This window comes from Thermopolyspora flexuosa, assembly GCF_006716785.1.
GTDB classification, from domain to species: Bacteria; Actinomycetota; Actinomycetes; order Streptosporangiales; family Streptosporangiaceae; genus Thermopolyspora; species Thermopolyspora flexuosa.
In genome coordinates, this window is the sequence record NZ_VFPQ01000001.1 from 1846900 (window position 1) to 1865737 (window position 18838).

The 18838-nt window shown below is 72.9% G+C and carries 14 protein-coding genes; 10 read left to right on the forward strand and 4 right to left on the reverse strand.

The annotated features are described in order from the left end of the window. Window positions 1-434 precede the first annotated feature (434 nt). Window positions 435-1598 carry a glycosyltransferase gene (locus FHX40_RS07900; protein ID WP_170198756.1) on the forward strand — a complete coding sequence of 388 codons (1164 nt, stop codon included), beginning with the start codon at window positions 435-437 and terminating at the stop codon, window positions 1596-1598. A gap of 293 nt (window positions 1599-1891) precedes the next feature. Here the strand turns inward: FHX40_RS07900 and FHX40_RS07905 are convergent, their stop codons facing one another. Beyond that, window positions 1892-2788 (reverse strand): hypothetical protein, encoded by an 897-nt coding sequence (locus FHX40_RS07905; protein ID WP_170198757.1) that lies wholly within the window; start codon window positions 2786-2788, stop codon window positions 1892-1894. A gap of 468 nt (window positions 2789-3256) precedes the next feature. Here FHX40_RS07905 and FHX40_RS07910 point away from each other — a divergent pair, with 468 nt between their 5' ends. The 5 genes from FHX40_RS07910 (at window position 3257) to FHX40_RS07930 (ending at window position 9243) form a co-directional block, all read left to right on the forward strand. Continuing rightward, on the forward strand, window positions 3257-4474 hold the full coding sequence (locus FHX40_RS07910) for a glycosyltransferase family 4 protein (RefSeq protein ID WP_142259006.1): 1218 nt from the start codon (window positions 3257-3259) through the stop codon (window positions 4472-4474). Then, complete coding sequence (locus FHX40_RS07915; protein WP_142259007.1) at window positions 4471-5412, forward strand: NAD-dependent epimerase/dehydratase family protein; 942 nt, start codon at window positions 4471-4473, stop codon at window positions 5410-5412. Before FHX40_RS07910 ends, FHX40_RS07915 begins: the two co-directional genes overlap by 4 nt. A gap of 827 nt (window positions 5413-6239) precedes the next feature. Beyond that, a complete protein-coding gene (locus FHX40_RS07920) occupies window positions 6240-7109 on the forward strand; it encodes an alpha/beta fold hydrolase (RefSeq protein ID WP_142259008.1) in 870 nt (289 codons plus the stop codon). Between the two features lie 31 nt (window positions 7110-7140). After that, on the forward strand, window positions 7141-8307 hold the full coding sequence (locus FHX40_RS07925) for an acyl-CoA dehydrogenase family protein (RefSeq protein ID WP_142259009.1): 1167 nt from the start codon (window positions 7141-7143) through the stop codon (window positions 8305-8307). A gap of 33 nt (window positions 8308-8340) precedes the next feature. Next, entirely contained in the window at window positions 8341-9243 is a 903-nt protein-coding gene (locus tag FHX40_RS07930; protein WP_142259010.1) for a VOC family protein, read from the forward strand. Window positions 9244-9346: 103 nt separating this feature from the next. Here FHX40_RS07930 and FHX40_RS07935 read toward each other — a convergent pair whose 3' ends face one another. Further along, window positions 9347-10573 carry a flavin reductase gene (locus FHX40_RS07935; RefSeq protein WP_170198758.1) on the reverse strand — a complete coding sequence of 409 codons (1227 nt, stop codon included), beginning with the start codon at window positions 10571-10573 and terminating at the stop codon, window positions 9347-9349. A 303-nt stretch (window positions 10574-10876) separates the two neighbouring features. Between FHX40_RS07935 and FHX40_RS07940 the strand changes: the two genes are divergently transcribed. The 3 genes from FHX40_RS07940 (at window position 10877) to FHX40_RS07950 (ending at window position 13647) form a co-directional block, all read left to right on the forward strand. Beyond that, on the forward strand, window positions 10877-11518 hold the full coding sequence (locus tag FHX40_RS07940) for a TetR/AcrR family transcriptional regulator (protein ID WP_142259012.1): 642 nt from the start codon (window positions 10877-10879) through the stop codon (window positions 11516-11518). 28 nt (window positions 11519-11546) lie between these two features. Then, entirely contained in the window at window positions 11547-12188 is a 642-nt protein-coding gene (locus FHX40_RS07945; RefSeq protein WP_142259013.1) for a TetR/AcrR family transcriptional regulator, read from the forward strand. A gap of 208 nt (window positions 12189-12396) precedes the next feature. Next, window positions 12397-13647: an MFS transporter gene (locus FHX40_RS07950; protein WP_170198759.1), complete on the forward strand. Its 1251-nt coding sequence runs from the start codon at window positions 12397-12399 to the stop codon at window positions 13645-13647. Here FHX40_RS07950 and FHX40_RS07955 read toward each other — a convergent pair. After that, window positions 13601-15103 (reverse strand): MFS transporter, encoded by a 1503-nt coding sequence (locus FHX40_RS07955; RefSeq protein WP_142259015.1) that lies wholly within the window; start codon window positions 15101-15103, stop codon window positions 13601-13603. The two genes, FHX40_RS07950 and FHX40_RS07955, sit on opposite strands and share 47 nt — an antisense overlap. Before the next feature lie 104 nt (window positions 15104-15207). Between FHX40_RS07955 and FHX40_RS07960 the strand changes: the two genes are divergently transcribed. Further along, complete coding sequence (locus FHX40_RS07960) at window positions 15208-16119, forward strand: LysR family transcriptional regulator (protein WP_170198760.1); 912 nt, start codon at window positions 15208-15210, stop codon at window positions 16117-16119. Window positions 16120-16321: 202 nt separating this feature from the next. On the opposite strand, the gene FHX40_RS07965 is transcribed toward FHX40_RS07960, so the two are convergent. Next, on the reverse strand, window positions 16322-18829 hold the full coding sequence (locus tag FHX40_RS07965; RefSeq protein WP_170198761.1) for a GmrSD restriction endonuclease domain-containing protein: 2508 nt from the start codon (window positions 18827-18829) through the stop codon (window positions 16322-16324). Window positions 18830-18838 lie beyond the last annotated feature (9 nt).

Here is an 18838-nt window from a genome sequence, read left to right on the forward strand (position 1 = left end):
CGCCGTACCGGGGCGGCGGCATGGGTGCGGCCATCGCCCGCTTTTTGCGGGAGAGGCGGCCGGAGGGACGAGTCCGCAAACCGGCCCGTTCCGCACCGTCAACGCAGCGAAGATCGATTCGCGCGTGGTGTGCCGGCGGGTAAATACCTCGCCGTGATTGGCCGGATTTGCGGGGCAGGCCGCGGCCGTGCGCCGTACGCCCGTGGTGCGATACGGCGTGACCACCCGTGCCGGACGGCCGCCGACCGGCCCGGCTCCGGCGCGGGACGCACAGGCAGATGGACCGACCGCCGGACGGCGCCCCGGTTCCGCGCCCGCGGCAAGTGTCGCCTCGGGCGCGCCGCGGCCGGGCACCGGCGCCGGAGCCGCGCGCCGGGGCACGCCCGGGCCGAGCACTCCCCCCGGTGAGTCGCCGCGATCCCGGAGGAACCACTGTGACGACAACCCAGGGGCCCATCGACGTCGTCCTCGTCGGCTCGAGCCCGTGGTCCGCGGAGCTCTCCGACGACGACCTCAACCTGCGTACGGCACACGCGCTCGCCGAGCGGCTCGGCGGGCGGTTCGACGTGATCGTGCCCGCCGGGCCGGCAATGCCCGGCCGCATCGACCGCGACCCGGTGCGCGTGCACCGGGTGGAGGCGCGCAGCCGCCCCGGCTTCCTGCTCGCCGCCCAGCGTGCGCTGCGGGAGCTGCGCGAGCCGTGGGAGACCCCGCGGCGTCCGCCGGCGCTGGTGTCCGCCGACCCGCTCGCCGCGCTCGCCGTGGAGACGTCCCGGATCCGCCGCGGCCATCCGCACGTCGTGCAGATTCAGGGCGAGGTGCTCGAACCCGGCCCCGGGTACGGCGGGCCGGTGAGGCGCCGCATGCTCGCCACGGCGACCCGGTTCGCGGTGCGCCGCGCCGACGCGGTGCGGGCGGGGAGCCGGAGCCTGCAGCACGCGGCCGCCCGGCTCACCCACCGGCCGGTGGAGTTCATCGGGAACCGGGTGGACACCCGCGTGTTCCGCCCGGCCGATGGCCCGGTGGCGGGCCCGGACGCCTCCGACGCGATCATGATCGGCGGCCTGCACACGGCGAGGAACCACCGCACGGTCGTGCACGCGTGGGCGAGGGTGGTGCGCAGCCACCCGGACGCGGTGCTCACGATCATCGGGGACGGGCCGCGCCGCCCCGCGCTGGAGGCGCTCGTCAGCTGCCTCGGGCTCACCGCCAACGTGCGCCTGCTCGGGCGGATGCCGCAGGCGGGCGTGCTCCCGCTGCTGCGCGCGTCGCGCTGCCTGGTGCACGCCTCGGTGGCCGACGGGCAGCCGCGGGCCGTGCTGGAGGGCATGGCGTGCGGCCTGCCCGTGGTGTGCAGCGACCTCCCCGGGCATCGGGAGATCGTCGCGCCCGGGGCCGGGCTGCTCGTCCCGGCCGAGGACATCGCCGCCTGGACCGGGGCGCTCACCACGGTGCTCGGCGACCCGCAGCGGGCCGCCGCGATGGGCCGCGCCGGCCGGGCGTACGTGGTCGAGCACCACGACTTCGAGACGAACGCCGACCGCATGGCCGAGCTGATCCGGCGCGTCGCGGCCGTCGTGCCGCAGCCGGTGTCCTGAAGCCGGCCCCGCCTGGGTTCGGCGGCGCGGCGTCGCATCCGGAGCGGCCGGGCCCCGGGCGGGCCCGCGCCTCGGGTACGGCGCACCGTGGCGGCGGCCCCGCGCCCGCCCGTGCGACCGCCAACGGCCGGATCGGCCATGGACTGCGGTGCCGTGCCGTACGCGGAACCGCACGTGGAAACGAAACGGCCGCGCGGCCGCGACCGGTCCGCCTCATCGTGCGTCCCGGTCGCCCGCGCGGCCGTCGCCTCGCGTGCCCGCGCCCGCCGGCAACGGGCACGCAAGGCAGGTGATCAGGCGGGGCAGCGTGCCACGCTGCCCGCGGGCGCGCAGTCGTCGGTCCTGTTGGCGGTGACGGTGGTGCCCGCCAGCCGGACCGCGCCGTTGACGAAGTCGTTGTAGACGCCGCCGCCGCTGTCGCCGGCCTTGTTGCGGCTGACCGTCGTGCTCAGCATGCGCGAGTACCCGCCGGGCGCGTTGTAGAGGCCGCCGCCGCGGGCCTTGGCGACGTTGCCGCTGATGGTGGTGTTGCGGAAGGTCGCCCTCCCGCCCTGCTCGTTGTAGACGCCGCCGCCGACGCCGGCCTGGTTGCCGCCGATGTGGCTGCGCAGCGCGTGCAGCTCGCCGCGGTTGAGGATGCCGCCGCCGGCCCCGGCGGCGGGCGCCGCCGCGCGGCGGGCGCCGAAGCTGGAGCCGCGGGTCACGCCACTCGTGCGCACCTCGGTGATCGTGGTGGAGGCGCCGCGGGCCCGGTTGCCGGACACGTTGGTGTCGACCAGGGTGACGCTGCCGCCGAGGTTGGCGACCGCGCCGCCGGTGGCGGAGGCGTTGTCCTCGACGGTGCTCGTGCGCAGGGCGAGCCGGCCCTGGACGAGGATGCCGCCGCCGGGGTAGCGGCCGGAGTCCCCGCCGGCGACCGTCACGCTGGTGAGCTTGAGGCTCCCCGACTCGCCCACCTCGATGAGGCGGAACCGGGGGGCGTCCTCGGCCCGGCGGATCGTGGTGCCCGAGCCGAGGATGGTGACGTCGCCGATGATGATCGGCAGCCCGTTCGGCCCGTACTCGCCGGTCGAGGAGGGCCGGGTCAGGACGTACTCACACAGTGGCGTCAGCCTCAGGATGCCCCGGCCGATGGCGTTCACCGTGGCGATCGCATCGAGCAGTGCGGGGACATCGCACGGAATGGTCACCTCCCTGGCCTGCGCGTGGACGGGGGCTGTCGGCCAGAGGATCTGCGCGGTCATGGCCGCGCACGCGATCCGCCCGGCTTTTCGAAGAAATGCGTTCATCGGAGATCCTCGTCGAGTTTCGAAGTATTCGCGACGCGTCGTCCGGATGCGGGATACCTGGTGCCGAGCATGCGGACGGCGGCCACACGTGCCGGTCATACGCGGCCTGATTATTGCTGGTCGGCGATGGTGTGCTTCGCTCTGTTCCGGCGTCTTGATGACGGCTTTTCAGCAATTTCTTCCTTGCTTTGTTCAGACGATAAACACGGCTATCCGGACGCCGCACCGACATTTGTCGGGACATTTCGCTGCATAGTCCTCGGATGTCCCGGAAATCCGCCGCACATGGCCTCTTGCGCGGAGAGTCAGAGATCGCTACGGTCCGTATCCATGGGGGAGCGGTGGAGGGCAGGGCGCGCATCGGCACCGATGCGCGCGGCGGGAGAGTACGGCCCGCGGCTGCGGGTGATGCGCATCCTCACCGGCGCGGACGGCGAGGGCCCGGCCCGGCAGGCCGCCGAGATCACCAGAGGGCTGCCGCCCGAGCTGTTCGACCAGCGCGTCTACGGCCCGCGCCTCGCGCTTCCGGACCTCGCGGCCCGTCGCCTGCCCGGGCTCGGCCGTACGGCAGGACCCGGCGGCGCCGCCTGCGCCCTCGCCGCGCTCGTCGCCGAGATGCTCCGCTTCCGCCCGCACATCGTGCACACCCACACCGCCCGGGCCGGGATCCTCGGCCGGATCGCCGCGGCCCTCACCGGGGTGCCCGCGCGGGTGCACTCCTTCCCCGACCACCTGCCGCTCCATCACCTGCGGCCCGGCGGCGCCCGCGCCGCGCTGCTCGCCGAGCGCGCGCTGGCGCGGGTGAGCGACCGGCTCGTCACCTCCGCCGCCCGGATCCGCGACGACCTGCTCGCCGCCGGGATCGGCCGGCCCGGCCAGTACGCGGTGGTGCCGCCGGGCGTCCGGCCGCGCCCGCTGCCCGCCCGCGACCGGGCCCGCCACCTGCTCGGCCTGCCGGAGCGGCCGCCCGTGGTCGCGTACGTGGGCGGGCTCACCGGCGCCGAACGCCCCGACCGGCTCGTCGAGGTGATCCGCGGGATCCACCGCGCGCTGCCCGAGGTGCACTTCGCCGTGTGCGGCGAGGGTGAGCTGCTCGGCGAGGTGCTCGCCGCCGTGCCCGGGCTCGGCGGCACGCTGCACCCGCTGGGCCGGCGCGACGACGTCGAGACCGTGTACGCCGCCGCCGACCTGGTGCTGCTCACCTCCGACGCCGCGGGCGTGCCGATCGCGCTCGTCGAGGCCGGCCTGGCCGGGCTGCCCGTGGTCGCGCCGCGGGTCGGCGGCGTGCCCGAGGTGGTGCGGCACGAGGAGACCGGGCTGCTCGCCCGGCCGTGGGCGCGCGAGCTCGCCGCGCACGCGATCCGCCTGCTGCGCGACGAGCCCGCCCGGCTCCGCATGGGCCGCGCCGCCCGGGCCTGGACCGGCGAGCGCTTCGCCGCGGACCGGCTCGCCGCCGACGTCCGCCGCCTGTACACCGCGATCGCCGTGGAACGCGGCTGGTGGCCGCCGTCGGCGCTCGCCGCCGAGGCCGCCGCCAAGGACGGCACCGTGATCGCCGGCCCGGTGGGCGGGGGTGACCGCGGGTGAGGGTGGTCGTCACCGGCGGGGCCGGGTTCATCGGCGCCCACCTGTGCCGGGAGCTCGCCGCCCGGCCCGGCATCCGCGAGGTCGTCGCCTTCGACGACCTCAGCACCGGCTCGGCCGCCAACCTCGCCGGGGCCGGCGGCGCGGTACGGCTGGTGCTCGGCAGCGTGCTCGACCGCGAGCACCTGGAGGAGGTGGTCGCGGGCGCGGACGCGGTCGTCCACCTCGCCGCCCGCCCGTCGGTGTCGCGCGCGCTGCAGGACCCGGTGGCGAGCCACCAGGTCAACGTCACCGGCACCGTGTTCGTGCTCGAGGCGTGCCGGCGCAGGCGGCTGCACCTGATCGTGGCGTCGTCCTCCCAGGTGTACGGCACGGCCGGACGCGGGCGCCGGCCGCCCCGGCCGCTCAACCCGTACGGCGCGGGCAAGCTCGCCGCCGAGGCGTACGCGCTCGCCTACGGCACCGCGTTCGGACTGCCCACGCTGGCGCTGCGGCTGTTCAACGTGTACGGCCCGCTGCAGCAGGCCGGGCACGCCCACGCCGCGGTCATCCCGGCGTTCGTCGCCGCCGCGCTGCGCGGCGAGCCGGTGCGGGTGCACGGCGACGGCCGCCAGCGGCGCGACTTCACCTACGTCGGCAGCGTGGTGCGCGTGCTCGCCGACGCGGTCGCCCGCCGGGTCACCTGCCCCGCCCCGGTCGACGTCGCCTTCGGCACCCCGGTGTCCCTCCTCGAGCTCGCCCGGCTCGTCTCCGAGGTCACCGGCACCCCGCTCGAGCTGCGCCACGAGCCGCCGCGGCCCGGGGACTCCCGCGCGCCCCGGATCGGCGGGGTGCCGCTGCGGCTGCTGTTCCCCGACGTCACCCCGGTGCCGCTGCGCATCGGCCTGGAGCGCACCGTCGCCTGGTTCCGCGACCTGCTCGCCCGCGAGCCCGCGGCCTGACCGGCCGGCGGTGTGGCGGCCGCGGCGCACACCGGCGCACCGATCCGCGCGGCGGTTTCCGTGGCACCGCCCCCGGACATGCGCGGCCGGGCGCCGCCCGGGCGGGCGTGGTACCCGCGTGCCGAAGAGCGGGACGTGCCCCTTGTCGGGTGCCGCCGGACGTGCGAGGGTCCACCTCACGAGACCGCGGCGGCCACGGTCGGCGCGACCGTGGCGGCGGGGTGGAGGTGCGCCATGACGTACGTGCGGAGAACGCCCGACACGCCTCCCGGCACGCGCACGACGCGCCCGCCCCGTGCCTCCGGACTCGCCGGACCGGTCCTTCCGCCCCGGAGGCGGTGGCCGGTCCCGGGCCCGCCGCGTCCCGCCGCCGATCCGGCGGAAAACGGCGGCCCACATTATTCGTGACCGCGGCGTCGCCGCGTTTCCAGTCGTGTTTTCGCATGCCCTAAGACATGGGATAACCATGCTCGAATTCCTGTGGTTACTGTAGTGATCGCTACAGTAGTCATACATGGTGCGACGCCTCTTTCCCGGTCGTTCCGACCACGGTTGCGCGCGGCTTGCCGGCCTTTGTCGCGGGCCTGCCTCCGGTGTTCCCGCCGCCCCCGGAAACCCCGTCTGACCTGCGTTTCCTTCCCTGCCTGCGCCGGTACGGCCAGGCCTGGGCGCCTGCGCCCTCGCCGGGAACCGTATCGCCGGGTCACGAAAAACAGGCGGAACGGTTCGTGGCCTCACTCTTGTGGCCAGGTCGATTTATATGCCATTCTCCCTGTAGCGAGCACTACAGAGTTCGTGAGTGCGTTTCTGTCTGACACGGTGGTCTCATGACGAATCCTCAGAATCCGATCACGGCCGAGGGCACGAGCCGGTTCGTGCGCACCAAGGAGTGGAATCTCCACTACAACGAGGTGGGCGCCGACTCCGGCGGGCCGGCGGTGATCATGCTGCACGGCAGCGGTCCGGGCGCGACCGGGTGGAGCAACTTCAAGTCGAACCTGCCGGCGCTCGGCGAGCGCTTCCATGTGTTCGCGGTCGACATGCCGGGGTGGGGCCGGTCCGACCCGGCCCCGCTCGGCCGCCGCGACCACGTCGACGCGGCGATCCAGTTCATGGACGCCCTGGGCATCGAGAAGGCCGCCTTCATCGGCAACTCGATGGGCGGCATCACCACCCTGAGCGTCGCGATCGAGCACCCCGACCGGGTGAGCCACGTCATCACCATGGGCCCCGGCTCCGGCCCGCAGCCGCGGCTGTTCAGCCCGGGCGGCGGCCTGTCCGAGGGCATGAAGGTGCTCGTCGAGGCGTACCGCAACCCCTCGGCGGAGACGATGAAGCGGCTCGTCGAGGTGATGACCTACGACTCGGCCCGGTTCGGCACCGACGAGCTCGCCCAGGAGCGCGCCGACGCGGCGCTGGCGAACCCGGAGCACATCCGCAACTACCTCGAGTCGTTCGCCGCCGGCCGGATCATCGAGAGGTGGTTCAGGCTGGAGGACCTCACCAGGATCCGGCAGCCCACGCTCCTCATCCACGGCCGCGACGACCGCGTCGTGCACTACGAGCACTCGCTCGTCCTGCTCGCCCACATCCCGAACTCGCGGCTGGTCCTGCTCAACCGGTGCGGCCACTGGGCCCAGCTCGAGCACGCCGAGGAGTTCAACCGGCTCGTCACCGAGTTCATCACCAACAACTGATCGCCCCCCGACGCGCAAAGGACGAACCGACATGATCGAGGTGCGGGACAGGATCCAGGCGGCGCTGCCGGTGATCCGGGAAGAGGCCGTGCCGAGCGACAGGATCGGCAAGCTCACCGACCGGTGCGCCGAGGCCCTGCGCGGCACCGGGGTGGTCCGGCTGCTCCAGCCGAAGGAGTACGACGGCTACGAGGCCCACCCCTGCGAGTTCCTCGACGCGGTGATGACGATCGGCGCCGCCTCCCCGTCCGCCGGCTGGGTCGCCGGGGTCGTCGGCGTGCACCCGTGGGAGATCGCCATGATGGACCCGCGGGTCCAGGAGGAGATCTGGGGCGAGGACCCGGACACCTGGACCGCCTCGCCGTACGCGCCGTTCGGCCGGGCCAAGCGGGTGGACGGCGGCTACCTGTTCACCGGCCGCTGGCCGTACTCGACCGGCACCCACCACTCCGACTGGGTGATCCTCGGCGGCATGGTCGTCGACGACGACGGCAACCCCGGCGATCCGCCGGAGATCCGCCACTTCGTCATCCCCCGCAAGGACTACGAGATCGTCGAGGACAGCTGGTACGTGCTCGGCCTCAAGGGCACCGGGTCCAAGGACGTCCAGATGACCGACGTCTTCATCCCCGAGTACCGGACCGTGGAGCAGGCGAGGATGCACGCGGGCGGGTACGAGGACCGCCAGCCCGGCAAGCCGCTCTACCGGCTGAAGTTCCCGGTGTTCTTCTCCTCCGCGATCAACGCCGCCACGATCGGCATCGCGATCGGCGCGCTCCAGGTCTACCGCGAGTACATGGACAAGCGTGTCTCGGCGAGCGGCACCGTGGCCAAGCTCGACCCGATCCAGCTCGCCGTGTACGGCGAGGCGGCGGCGGACGTCGCCGCGGCGCGGGCCACGCTGCTCAACGAGATCAAGGAGCTCTACGAGTACGTCGAGGGCGGCGGCGAGGTCACCATGACCCACCGGCTCACCGCGCGCCGCAACTGCGTCCGCGCGGTACGGCGGGCGGTCGACGCCGTCGACAGGCTCTACAAGATCGCCGGAAGCCAGGGCATCCACGAGAACCTGCCCAACGAGCGGTACTGGCGCGACCTGCAGGCCGGGTTCAGCCACATCTGCAACACCGCCGAGCCCATCTACGTCGGCTGGGCCACCAACGACTTCGGCGGCGAGCCGCCGCAGCTCTTCGTCTGACACCCCCCACCCGAGAACGAGGAGAACGACGACGTGATCACCTCACTGGCCTACCTCGGCATCCGATCCCCCAAGGTGGACGAGTGGCCCGACCTGGTGACCAAGGTCTGGGGCGCGCAGCTCGCCGAGCCGGGCCCGGACGGCGCGGTCCGCGTCAAGTTCGACGACGCCCTGTGGCGGCTGCAGATCCACCCGGGTGAGAAGGACGAGACCGCCTACATCGGCTGGTCGGTCGACCGCGAGGAGGACCTGCAGGCCGTCCTCAAGACCCTCGCCGACCTCGGCGTCACCGGCGAGGTCGGCTCCGCCGAGCTCGCCGCCGAGCGCGCGGTCAACCGCATCGTCGTGTTCACCGACCCGTGGGGCTTCCGCCACGAGGTCACCTGGGGCCAGAGCAGCGTCCCGTGCAGCTTCCGGCCGAGCCGGCCGCTGTCCGGCTTCGTCACCGGGCCGCAGGGCCTCGGCCACGTGCTGCTGCTCCTCCCCGACATCGAGCAGGGGCACGAGTTCTTCAGCAGGCTCGGCTTCCGGCTCTCCGACAAGATCATCATCCCCGGGCGGCTCAACGCCCGCTTCTACCACTGCAACGCCCGCCACCACACCCTCGCCCTGGGCCAGTGCGAGCCGGGCGTGGCCGGGCTCAACCACCTGATGATCCAGGTGGGGTCGATCGACGACGTCGGCCTTGCGTACGAACTCGCCGAGGAGCACGGCGTGCCGATCACCCTCACCCTGGGCCGGCACACCAACGACAGGCAGTTCAGCTTCTACCACTCCACGCCGAGCTCGTTCCACGTCGAGTACGGCTACGGCGGGCTCGAGGTCGACGAGGAGACCTGGGTGCCGCGCGTCTACGACCGCACCCAGATCTGGGGCCACCGGCCGCACCCGAGCGGCAAGGGGCGGCCGTTCGGCATCATGCACCCCGTGCCCTGACGGGTTCCCGGTGGCATCCCTGATCGCCGTGAGCAGGGCGCCCCGCCACGGTCGGCGGGGCGCCCTCGCACATCCGCGGGCCGCGGCGGGCCGGCCGTACCGGTCACAGCGGGAACTCGGAGCGGCACCAGCTCAGGTACTCCTCCAGGCCGTCGCGGTGCTGGTCGCGCAGCGCGCGCTCGGTCTTCGCCGCGGCGTCCTGGAGCGCCGCGACCCAGCCGCGCACCCGCTCGGCGGACGCCCCGGCGGGCAGCTGCAGCAGCCGCAGCAGCATGGACACGCCGCCCTCCGGGTTGCGCACCGGCACCACCAGGCTGCCGACGTCGTAGGTCTCGGCGTCGTCGAGGTCGACGACCTCGTAGAGGTGGGCCGCCTCGGCGATGGTCGCGCGCACCGCGCGCTCCCGCGCCGGGGTGAGCGGGCCGGTGGCGTACTCCTGCAGCGCGGCGGTGAACTCCGCGTACCCGACCTCGCCCGAGCTGTTGCGGCGGGTCATCGACCAGCCCTGCCTGCGCACCGCGTCGAGCCGGGCACGGTAGCGGGCGAGGACCCGCTCGTCCCGGGTGGCCGCCCGGGACAGCCAGCGCTCGGCCGCCTCCTCGCCGTTGAAGGCGACGTACGCCTCGCCGACCGGCGGCATGAGCGGGATGCGCTCGCCGATGCGCTCGCTGACCTCCACGTCCCCGCCGTACGCCGCGGACACCGTCATCAGCTCGTCGTCGCCGACGTGCACCAGCACCCCGGCCTCGCAGCCCAGCTCCCGGGCGAGGCGCTCGATGTACGGCCGCGCCACCTCGCCGAGCTGCACCGCCGCGACCAGGTCGCCGCCGGTCATCGCGGTCATCGACCGGGTGGTGAAGCCGCCGTACCCGCCCTGGAAGAACAGCAGCGGGGTGACCGGGCGGTTCACCTCCATCGCGGTGACCTCGCACAGCTCGATGTAGTGGTCGCCCGCCTCGATCGTCCGGTACGGCCGGCAGTGCACGTACGCGACCACGTCGTCGAGCATGGGCGCGCCGTACCGCGACATCGACCAGCCGACCCCGGCGAGCTTGTCCTCGCGCGAGGTCGCCAGGGCGCGGCACAGCTCGATCTGGTCGTGGGCGAGCACGTTGATGCAGTAGCTCTTCGCGGTGCGCAGCCGGGCGAACGTGCCCGAGCCGATCATCGGCATGAAGGAGACGAGCGGGGGATCGAGGGAGACGGCCGAGAACGTGCCGACGACCATGGCCACCGGCCGGCCGTCGTCGGCGACGCCGGTCACGGCGGTGACCCCGGTCGGGTAGTGGGCCATCACCTCGCGGTAGGTGGCGGGCTCGATCGCCGTCATGTGCGACTCCTGGTGTTTCGCGGGCGAACGGATCGAGTACCTCGCCGACCGTGCGCGCAAACGGGCGCGGGGTCCGGCGGTGGCCCGCATCCGCGCCCGCGACCACAGGTCTGTAGTGATCGTTACAAAAGAGGGTAATCCCCAGTGCGTTCGCCCTTCAAGATCCGGTCCGTGGCCTCGCAGCGCGGCGGCGGTCCGGCGTCCGGCCGCCCGGGGCCGCGGGGCGTTTCTGTAGCGGGTCGTACAGGCGGGAGGGAGATCGCGGTGACGTGGGAGGCGGGCTCCTATGGTAGAACAGGTTCCGTGGAACGGAAGTCCGAACGGCCGAACCGGCAGGGAGACGCCTCCCGGGAGGCCATCCTCGAGGCGGCGCTGGAGATCGCCGCGGAGCGCGGCTACGACGGCACGACTGTAGCGGCCGTCACGGAGCGTTCCGGACTTCCGGCCAGCTCCATCTACTGGCACTTCGGGAGCAAGGACGCGTTGCTCACCGCCGCCATGGAGTACAGCTACCGGGAGTGGCGGCGCAACGCGCCCATGTGGCGGCCGCGGCGGCAGGAGCCCGACGACCCCACCGAGCGTATCGAGACCTGGTTCCAGCGCGCGGTCAAGCACCTGACCCGCAACCCCCACTTCTGGCGCATGGGCCTCATCCTCACGCTCGAGCGGCGGGTGAAGGAGCCGGAGGCCCGCAGGCTCTTCTTCCGGCTGCGGCAGGAGAGCGAGGACGCGATGGTCGAGTGGTGGCGCGACGTGCTCGCGGGCACCGGCCTCGACCGGTCGGAGGAGGAGCTCCGCCGGATCGCGCGCTTCCACTTCATGCTGATGGACGGGATGTACATCCAGTACCGGGCCAACGCGGCGCGCATCCCGACCCGGCAGGTCTCGCTGATCGCACGGGCCCTCGCGGCCCGGGTCCTGAAACAGGCGTCGCCCTGTGGCTGACCGGACCACGCGTACCTCCGGAGGGGCGATGACGGAGAACGGGGAGAACGGGCGCAGGGAACGCCCGCGGCGGTCGAGCGACCGCATCCTGGCCGCGGCGGCGGAGCTCGCGCGGGAACGCGGCATCCACGGCACCACGATCGCCGCGGTGTCGAAGCGCTCCGGCCTGCCGGCGAGCTCGATCTACTGGCACTTCGCCGACAAGGACGAGCTGTTCGCCGAGGTGATCCGCACCGACTTCGCGCGCTGGCTCACCACCGTGCCGCAGTGGAACACCCCCGAGGGCACCTCGCTGCGGGACGGCCTCGCCGCGATCCTGCACACCGCGATGCCGAAGACGCTGCGCGAGGTGCCGGACTTCATCCGCATCGGCATGCAGGTGGTGCTCGACCAGCGGGAGAACTACACCGCGGCCCGCAACGCGTTCCTCGCCGCCCGCGCGCAGACCTTCGAGATGATCCGGGCCTGGCTCGACCGCAACCTGCCCCCGGAGACCGACCCGGACGACATCGAGTCGATGGCCCGCTTCATCCTCTCCTTCAGCGACGGCGCGCTCGTCGCCTACCAGGCGGACCCCGACCTCGACATCGGCGCGTACGTCGAGCTCTTCCTCGACGTCTTCATGGAGGCCACCGAGCTCGACCGGCACGAGGCGGCGGTCGAGCGGTAGACCCGGCGGTCTCGCTCCCCGGTACGGCGAAGCCGGAGGCGCGGGCGGCGCGCGGCCCAGGGACGGGCGGTACCGCCGGGCGGAAATGCCGGTGACCGGCCCGCGTGCCTTCCGTTAGACTCGGGCGGGTTTTCGCGCTCCAGGTCAGTCCGTTTCGCCTGCCCGGCACGGCCGCCCGGCGGTCCGTGCCGACCGAGGGGAGTTGCACGTGTCGTCGCCTGGGCGTGAACAGGCCGCGCCGCCGCGCCACCGGTGGGCGCCGGTCGCCGTCTCCTACCTCACCTTCATCCTCATCGGCGTGAGCACCGGCGTGACCGGGGTGCTGCTGCCCGCGCAGATGCGCGACTACGGCGTGGCCGAGGCCACGATCGGCATCACCTTCTTCACCTTCTCCGCCGGGTTCCTGCTGGCCGGGGCCACCGCGGGCGCGCTGATCCACCGCCTCGACATCCGGGCCTCCCTCGCCATCGGCGGCGGCGCGTTCGTGCTCGCCGGCCTGCTCACCGCGCTGCGGCCGCCGTTCGCCGCGCTGCTCGCCGTACAGGTGGCCGCCGGGTACGGCACCGGCGTCCTGGAGGCGGTGCTCAACGTCCTGCTCGCCCGGCGGCCCAACGCCACGACCCTGCTCAACCGCCTGCACGCGTTCTTCGGCGTCGGCGCGCTGATCGCGCCCCCGCTCGCCACCTGGATGCTCGGCTTCGCCGCCTGGCCGTTCGTCTGGCTGGTCCTCGCCGTCACCGCGATCCCGCTCGTCGTCGCGTTCTGGCTCACCCTGCCCGCCCGGGTTCCCGGTGGCGAGACCCCGGCGCCGGCGGAGGGCGGCGGACCGCGGCCGGGGGAGAAGGGCGGCGGCAGCCTGCTCGCGGCCGTCGTCCGGGAGCCCGCCGTACTGTTCGGGGCGGTCTTCCTCGCGGTGTACGTGGGGGTCGAGCTGAGCGTCGGCAACTGGGCCTTCACCTTCCTGACCCGGGAACGCGAGATCCCCGCCCTGCTCGCGGGCTCGATCGTGTCCGGGTACTGGCTCGGCCTCACCGCGGGCCGGTTCGTGATCAGCCCGATCGCCACCAGGCTCGGCCTCACCGCGATCGGCATGAGCTTCGCCTGCATGTTCGGCGTCACCGCCGCGGCCCTGCTCACCTGGCTCGTCCCCGGCACCGTCGCCGCCGTCGCCGGCCTCGTCCTGTTCGGCTTCTTCCTCGGCCCGCTGTTCCCGACCACGATGGCCGTCGCCCCGCGCCTCGCGCCCCCGGCGCTCGCCCCCACGACGATCGGCCTGCTCAACGGCGTCTCCGTGATCGGCGGCGCCCTCTTCCCCTGGCTCGCGGGCGCCCTCACCGAGGGCATCGGCACCTGGACCCTCCCGCCCTACGCCCTCGCGCTGGCCGTACTCCAGCTCGTTGTCTGGCGGCTGGTCACCGTGCGGATGGCCCCGGAACCTCTCCCGTCCGCCGCGTCGTGACGGCCGGTCTGCGCAGCAGCATCGGCAGCAGGCACAGCGTCGCCAGGGCCAGGGCGAGGTTGCCGAGCAGTGCCGCGGTGAACGCGCCGGGGTAGGCGGCCGGGGTGGCGTGGTGGCCGCCGAGCGCAGCGGCGAAGACCAGGCCGAGGACGGTGACGCCGAGCGACATGCCGAGCTGGACCGTGGTCTCCAGGAAGCCGCCCGCCGCCCCGGCGTCCCTGGCGGGCACCCCGGCGAGCGCGGTGCCGATCAGCGGGCTCACGCCCAGGCCCTCGCCGAAGCCGATCACGGCCAGGGCGGGCACCAGCAGCGGCCCGGTCGCCGCGGGACCGGCGAGCCAGGCGGTCACCAGCAGCCCTGCCGTACCCGCGGCGTTGATCGCGTACCCCAGGGTGAGGACGTGGTGACCGAGCCGGTCCTGCAGCCGGGGCGCGAGCAGCGAGGCCAGCGCGAACGTCGCCGCGAGCGGGGCGAAGGCGAGCCCGGCGGCGAGCGGGGAGAGGCCCATCCCGTTCTGCAGCTGCAGCGTGAGCACGAAGAACAGGCCCGCGTTGCCCGCGAAGAACGCCAGCGCGATGCCGTTCCCGACCGCGAACGTGCGCACCCGGAACAGCGCCGGGTCGACCAGCGGGCTCCCGCCGCGTGCGGCGAGCCGGCGCTCCCAGGCCACGAAGGCGGCCGCGGCGGGCACGGCGCCCGCCAGGGACGCCCAGGCCCACGCCGGCCAACCGGCCTGCCCGCCCAGGGTGAGCGGCACCGTGACCAGGAGCAGCGCGGCGCTGAGCATCCCGACGCCGGCCAGATCGAGACCGGTACGGTGCCCGTCGGCTCGCCCGGCGCGCAGGGCGTGGGCCGCTCCGAGCAGGGTGAGCAGGCCGAGGGGCGCGTTCACCAGGAACACGTTGCGCCAGCCGAGCCCGAACAGGTCGAGGTGGATCAGCAGCCCGCCGACCACCTGCCCGGCGATCGAGGCGAGCCCGATCGTGGCGCCGAAGACGGCGAACGCCGTGGCGCGCGCCCGGCCGGTGAACCCCGTCTGCAGCACGGCGAGGACCTGCGGGTAGAAGAACGCCGCCCCGGCCGCCTGAACCACCCGGAACACGATCAGGCTCACCGGGTCCCAGGCGAGCCCGGCGCACACCGACGCCACCGTGAAGATCGCCGTACCGGTCAGAAACAGCCGCCGCGTGCCGAACAGGTCACCCAGCCTCCCGCCGGTGACGAGCAGCAGGCCGTACACGAGCACGTAGCCGCTGACCGCGAGCTCGACCTCGGCGAACGTGGCGTTCAGCTCGGCCCGGATGGACGGCACGGCCACGTTCACGATGAACGAGTCCATGATCGCCAGGAACGTCCCGGCCATGGTCACCAGCAGCATCCACAGGCCGCGCCCCGTGATCCGCCCAGGCTTGCTCCCGGCGCCCGTCCCCGCCGGGGCCGTGATCGCCCCGCTCATGCGTTCCCCCTCTCTTCGCCGTTCCGGACGGCTCAGAACCCTCGGGTGCGCGCCGACCCGGAACAATGGCGAAGCGGGTCACGACGAATAAGTGAGACTTATCGATGCTGGAGCGACACGAGATCGAGTGCTTCCTCACGCTCGCCGAGGAGCTGCACTTCGGCCGTACGGCGGAGCGGCTGCGCCTGTCCCAGGCCCGGGTCAGTCAGACGATCAAGAAGCTGGAGCGCAGGATCGGCGCCCCGCTGTTCGAGCGCACCAGCCGCCGGGTCGGCCTCACCCCGCTCGGCGCACGGCTCCACGCCGAGCTGGAACCGATCGTCCGGCGGCTCGAGGCGGCCGTGCAGCGGGCCGTCGAGGCGGCCCGCGGCGTCGACGGCGTGCTCCGGGTGGGCTTCCTCGGCATCGGGGCCGGTCAGCTCACCCAGCCCATCCTCGGCACCTTCCGCGCCCGGCACCCCGGCTGCGAGATCCGCATGCAGGAGACCCACTTCGCCGACCCGCTCGGCCCGCTCCGCGACGGCGAGGTCGACGTACTGATCACCCGCCTGCCGGTCGAGGAGCCCGACCTCACCGTGGGCCCCGTCGTGCTCTCCGAGCCCCGGGTGCTCGCCGTACCCGCCGGCCATCCGTTCGCCCGCCGCCGCAGCGTCTCCCTCGAGGACCTCGCCCGCGTCACGGTCTTCGGCGTGACCGGCCCCGCCCCGCAGTACTGGTGGGACTTCCACGTGCCCCGCCGTACCCCCAGCGGCAGGCCCATCCCCCGAGGCCAGTCCGTGGCCACCTTCCAGGAACTGCTCGCCCTCATCGCCACCGGCCAAGGCGCCTCCCCGGTCGCCGCCTCCGTCCAGCGCTACTACGCCCGCCCCGACATCGCCTTCATCCCGATCACCGACGCCCCCCACACCCAGGTCGCCCTCGTCTGGCGCACCGCCGCCGCCACCGCCCGCATCCACGCCTTCGCCCAGGCCGCCCACGATGCGGTCGAAGCCAACGGCGGCCCCGCCCGCTACTGACGCCGGGCGGCGGCCACCGCCGGCCGGCCAGGTCGCCGACCGTCGTGACGGTGAGCGCCGCCAGAGCCGCAGATGCAGCGGGCGGATGTCACGGCATGAGCGAGCGGGGTTCCCCGGATCGCGGAGGGGGTGCGGCTGCCCCGCTTGGGGCCGCCGCACCCCGCCTCGCGTACGTCCGTCTTCGGCGGCAGCTACATACGGCTCACTCCTCCTCGGTACGGCGTGCCTGGACGGCGCACCACTCGATGGCCGCCACCACGACGTCCCACACCGCCTCGTTGGCCATGAGGCTGATCGGGAAGGAGGGGAACAGCTCCAGCTTCGCCACGGGGATGTCCACCCCGGGCGCCTCGTTGAGGCGTCGGCGCAGCTCGTCCCGCAGCTCGGGATCGGTGAAGGGGACCCGCCGCTTCAGCGTGCCGAACGGCACCTCGACGGTCTTGGCGTAGAAGCGGATGGGGTAGAGCACCCCCTTCGCGCCCTTGACCGCCGGCGCGCACGACGAACCCGCCGAGCGCCCGAACTGCACCTCGCCACCGCGTTCCCGCCACCACTCCAGCAGCTTCGACACCGCGCCCGAGACCTGCGGGCCGCTCGTGTCACCGAGCTGCTGGAAGAAACGCCGCTCCCATTCGTCGATGACGGCCGGATCCGCGGAGACCGGGTCGGTGTCGCTCAGGTCCTCGGCGCCGGGGAGGCCGAGCAGCTCGGCGAGTTCCCGGGCGCTGAGCCGCTGCGCCGGATCGGCACGTCCGCTCTCGTCGAACTTGATGCCGTCGGCCACGAGGACGTCGATGACGTTCCGGTTGTCCTCGGGGTCGGGCCACCGGAAGTTCTCCGACACCTCGCCGGTGCCCTTGAGCACCCGGTGGGCGTTGAGCACCCGGCTGCCCGCGAGGTGGACGCCGACCGGCACCGGGTGCGAGCCGATCAGCTCCGCCACGTCGCCGTAGGTCGTCCAGGTGCCCGGAGGCAGCGCGGCGAGCGCCGCGTGGAGCAGGCTCCAGTCGCGGGACGGGCCCGCGGGGGCGGTCTCGACCGGGGCGGGCCAGATCTTGATCGCCCGGTCCGCGAGCTCCTCGGCGCGTGCCAGGATCTCCGCCTTCCCCCACCGCTGCTGCTTCGCGACACGCTGGTTCATCACCAGCCCGCTGTGCGCGAGGAACTCCTTCTTCTTCTCAAAGGGCATGTTGCTCAGCTCGGAGTTGTAGCCGGTGAGCGTGAGGTTGCCCAGCGTGTGCACCAGTTCCTTGTGCAGCGCCTCCGGGTCCCCTTCAGAGCTCAGCTCCTCCAGCCACTCGGGGCCGGGGTTCTGCGGGAGGATGTGCTCGATGCTGATCTTCTTGTCGGACAGGTCGACGAGCTCCTTGGAGCCGTACGACTCCTCGAGCCGCCGCAGCACCAGCTTCTGCTGAGCCGTACGGCCGTGCCAGTAGAAGGCCTTCTCGCGGATGTCCCGGCGGAACTGCTCGTCGGAGGACCAGTAGAGCCGGGGTGCGGACAGGGCCTTCCGCAACGCCTCGGCCACCGGCTCGTCGCCGGTGATCTGCGGCGTGATCCGCATGAAGACCTTGTTGAGGCCCGTCGCGCCCACACCGCCGACGAGGCGGCGTACCAGGAAGCTCTCGATGTAGCCGAGCGCCTCGAGGACCTCCTCGTCGGTGGCGTCACCCTGGTCGTTCAGCTCAAGGAGCTTCATGACCACGGGATAGACCGTGGTGGCCTTCCACTCGTTGAAGAAACGCAGCCGCTCGTCGATCGGCGAGCCGCCGGTCGGTTCGAGCATGCGGTGCAGGTAACGTGCCCGGCGGGCGAGATCCTTGACGTACTGCTCGATGCGCTCCTCGTCGCCGCCGGTGGCCCGCAGCAGGTCCTGGTGGCCGCGGTACGCGTCCTTGTACTGGGCCTCGTCGCCGTACTCGAGGACCAGGACAAGGTACATGAGCTGGTCGAGTCCCTTGGGCCCGAGCAGCTTCTGGGTCGGCAGCCAGTACGTCTCGTAGACGTGACGGCCCCGGGTCGGCAGGCACATGAAGATGTAGTTGCGGATCAGGTCGACCTGGCTGAGCCGCATCCCGGTGTTGTTGATCGACTCGAAGATGCGGAAGGCGTTGTCGTCCTTGTCGACCTGGATGTGCACGAGGGTGAGCCGGTCGAGCACCACGCTCTCGATCCGCCGGATGTCCTGGTCGTCCGCAGGATCGTCGGCCTCGACCAGCTTGCGGCGGAAGAACTGGTAGGCGTTCCCCACGCGGCTCTCGGGATCGGAGTGCGGGTAGCCCTCGACACAGGCCTTGAACGCCTCCCGATCCACTTGCGTCGGCAGCAGCCGGTAGCGCTCCTCGCCGTCCCGGTACTTGTTGATCAGGTGGAGGTCGTTGATGCGCTCCACACACCGCGGGTCCTCCGCGGCCTGGTGGTCGCGGATCGCGCAGAGCGCGAGCAGCAGCGAGGTGAGCCGTTGCTGGCCGTCCACCACGACCCACTGGTTGAAGCTCGGGCTGAGGTCCGGGCCCGGTGCGAGCACCACCGAGCCGAGGAAGTGGCCGGCGGACTGCTTCCGGGCCAGCGCCTCCGCCTGCACCTCGATATCGGCCCACAGCCGTGCCAGCTGTTCGTTCTCCCACGCGTACGGACGCTGGTACAGCGGCACCATTAACTGAATCTCGCCCTGGATGAGGTTACGAAGAGTGGTCTCGTTCGCTTTCACCGCGGACTC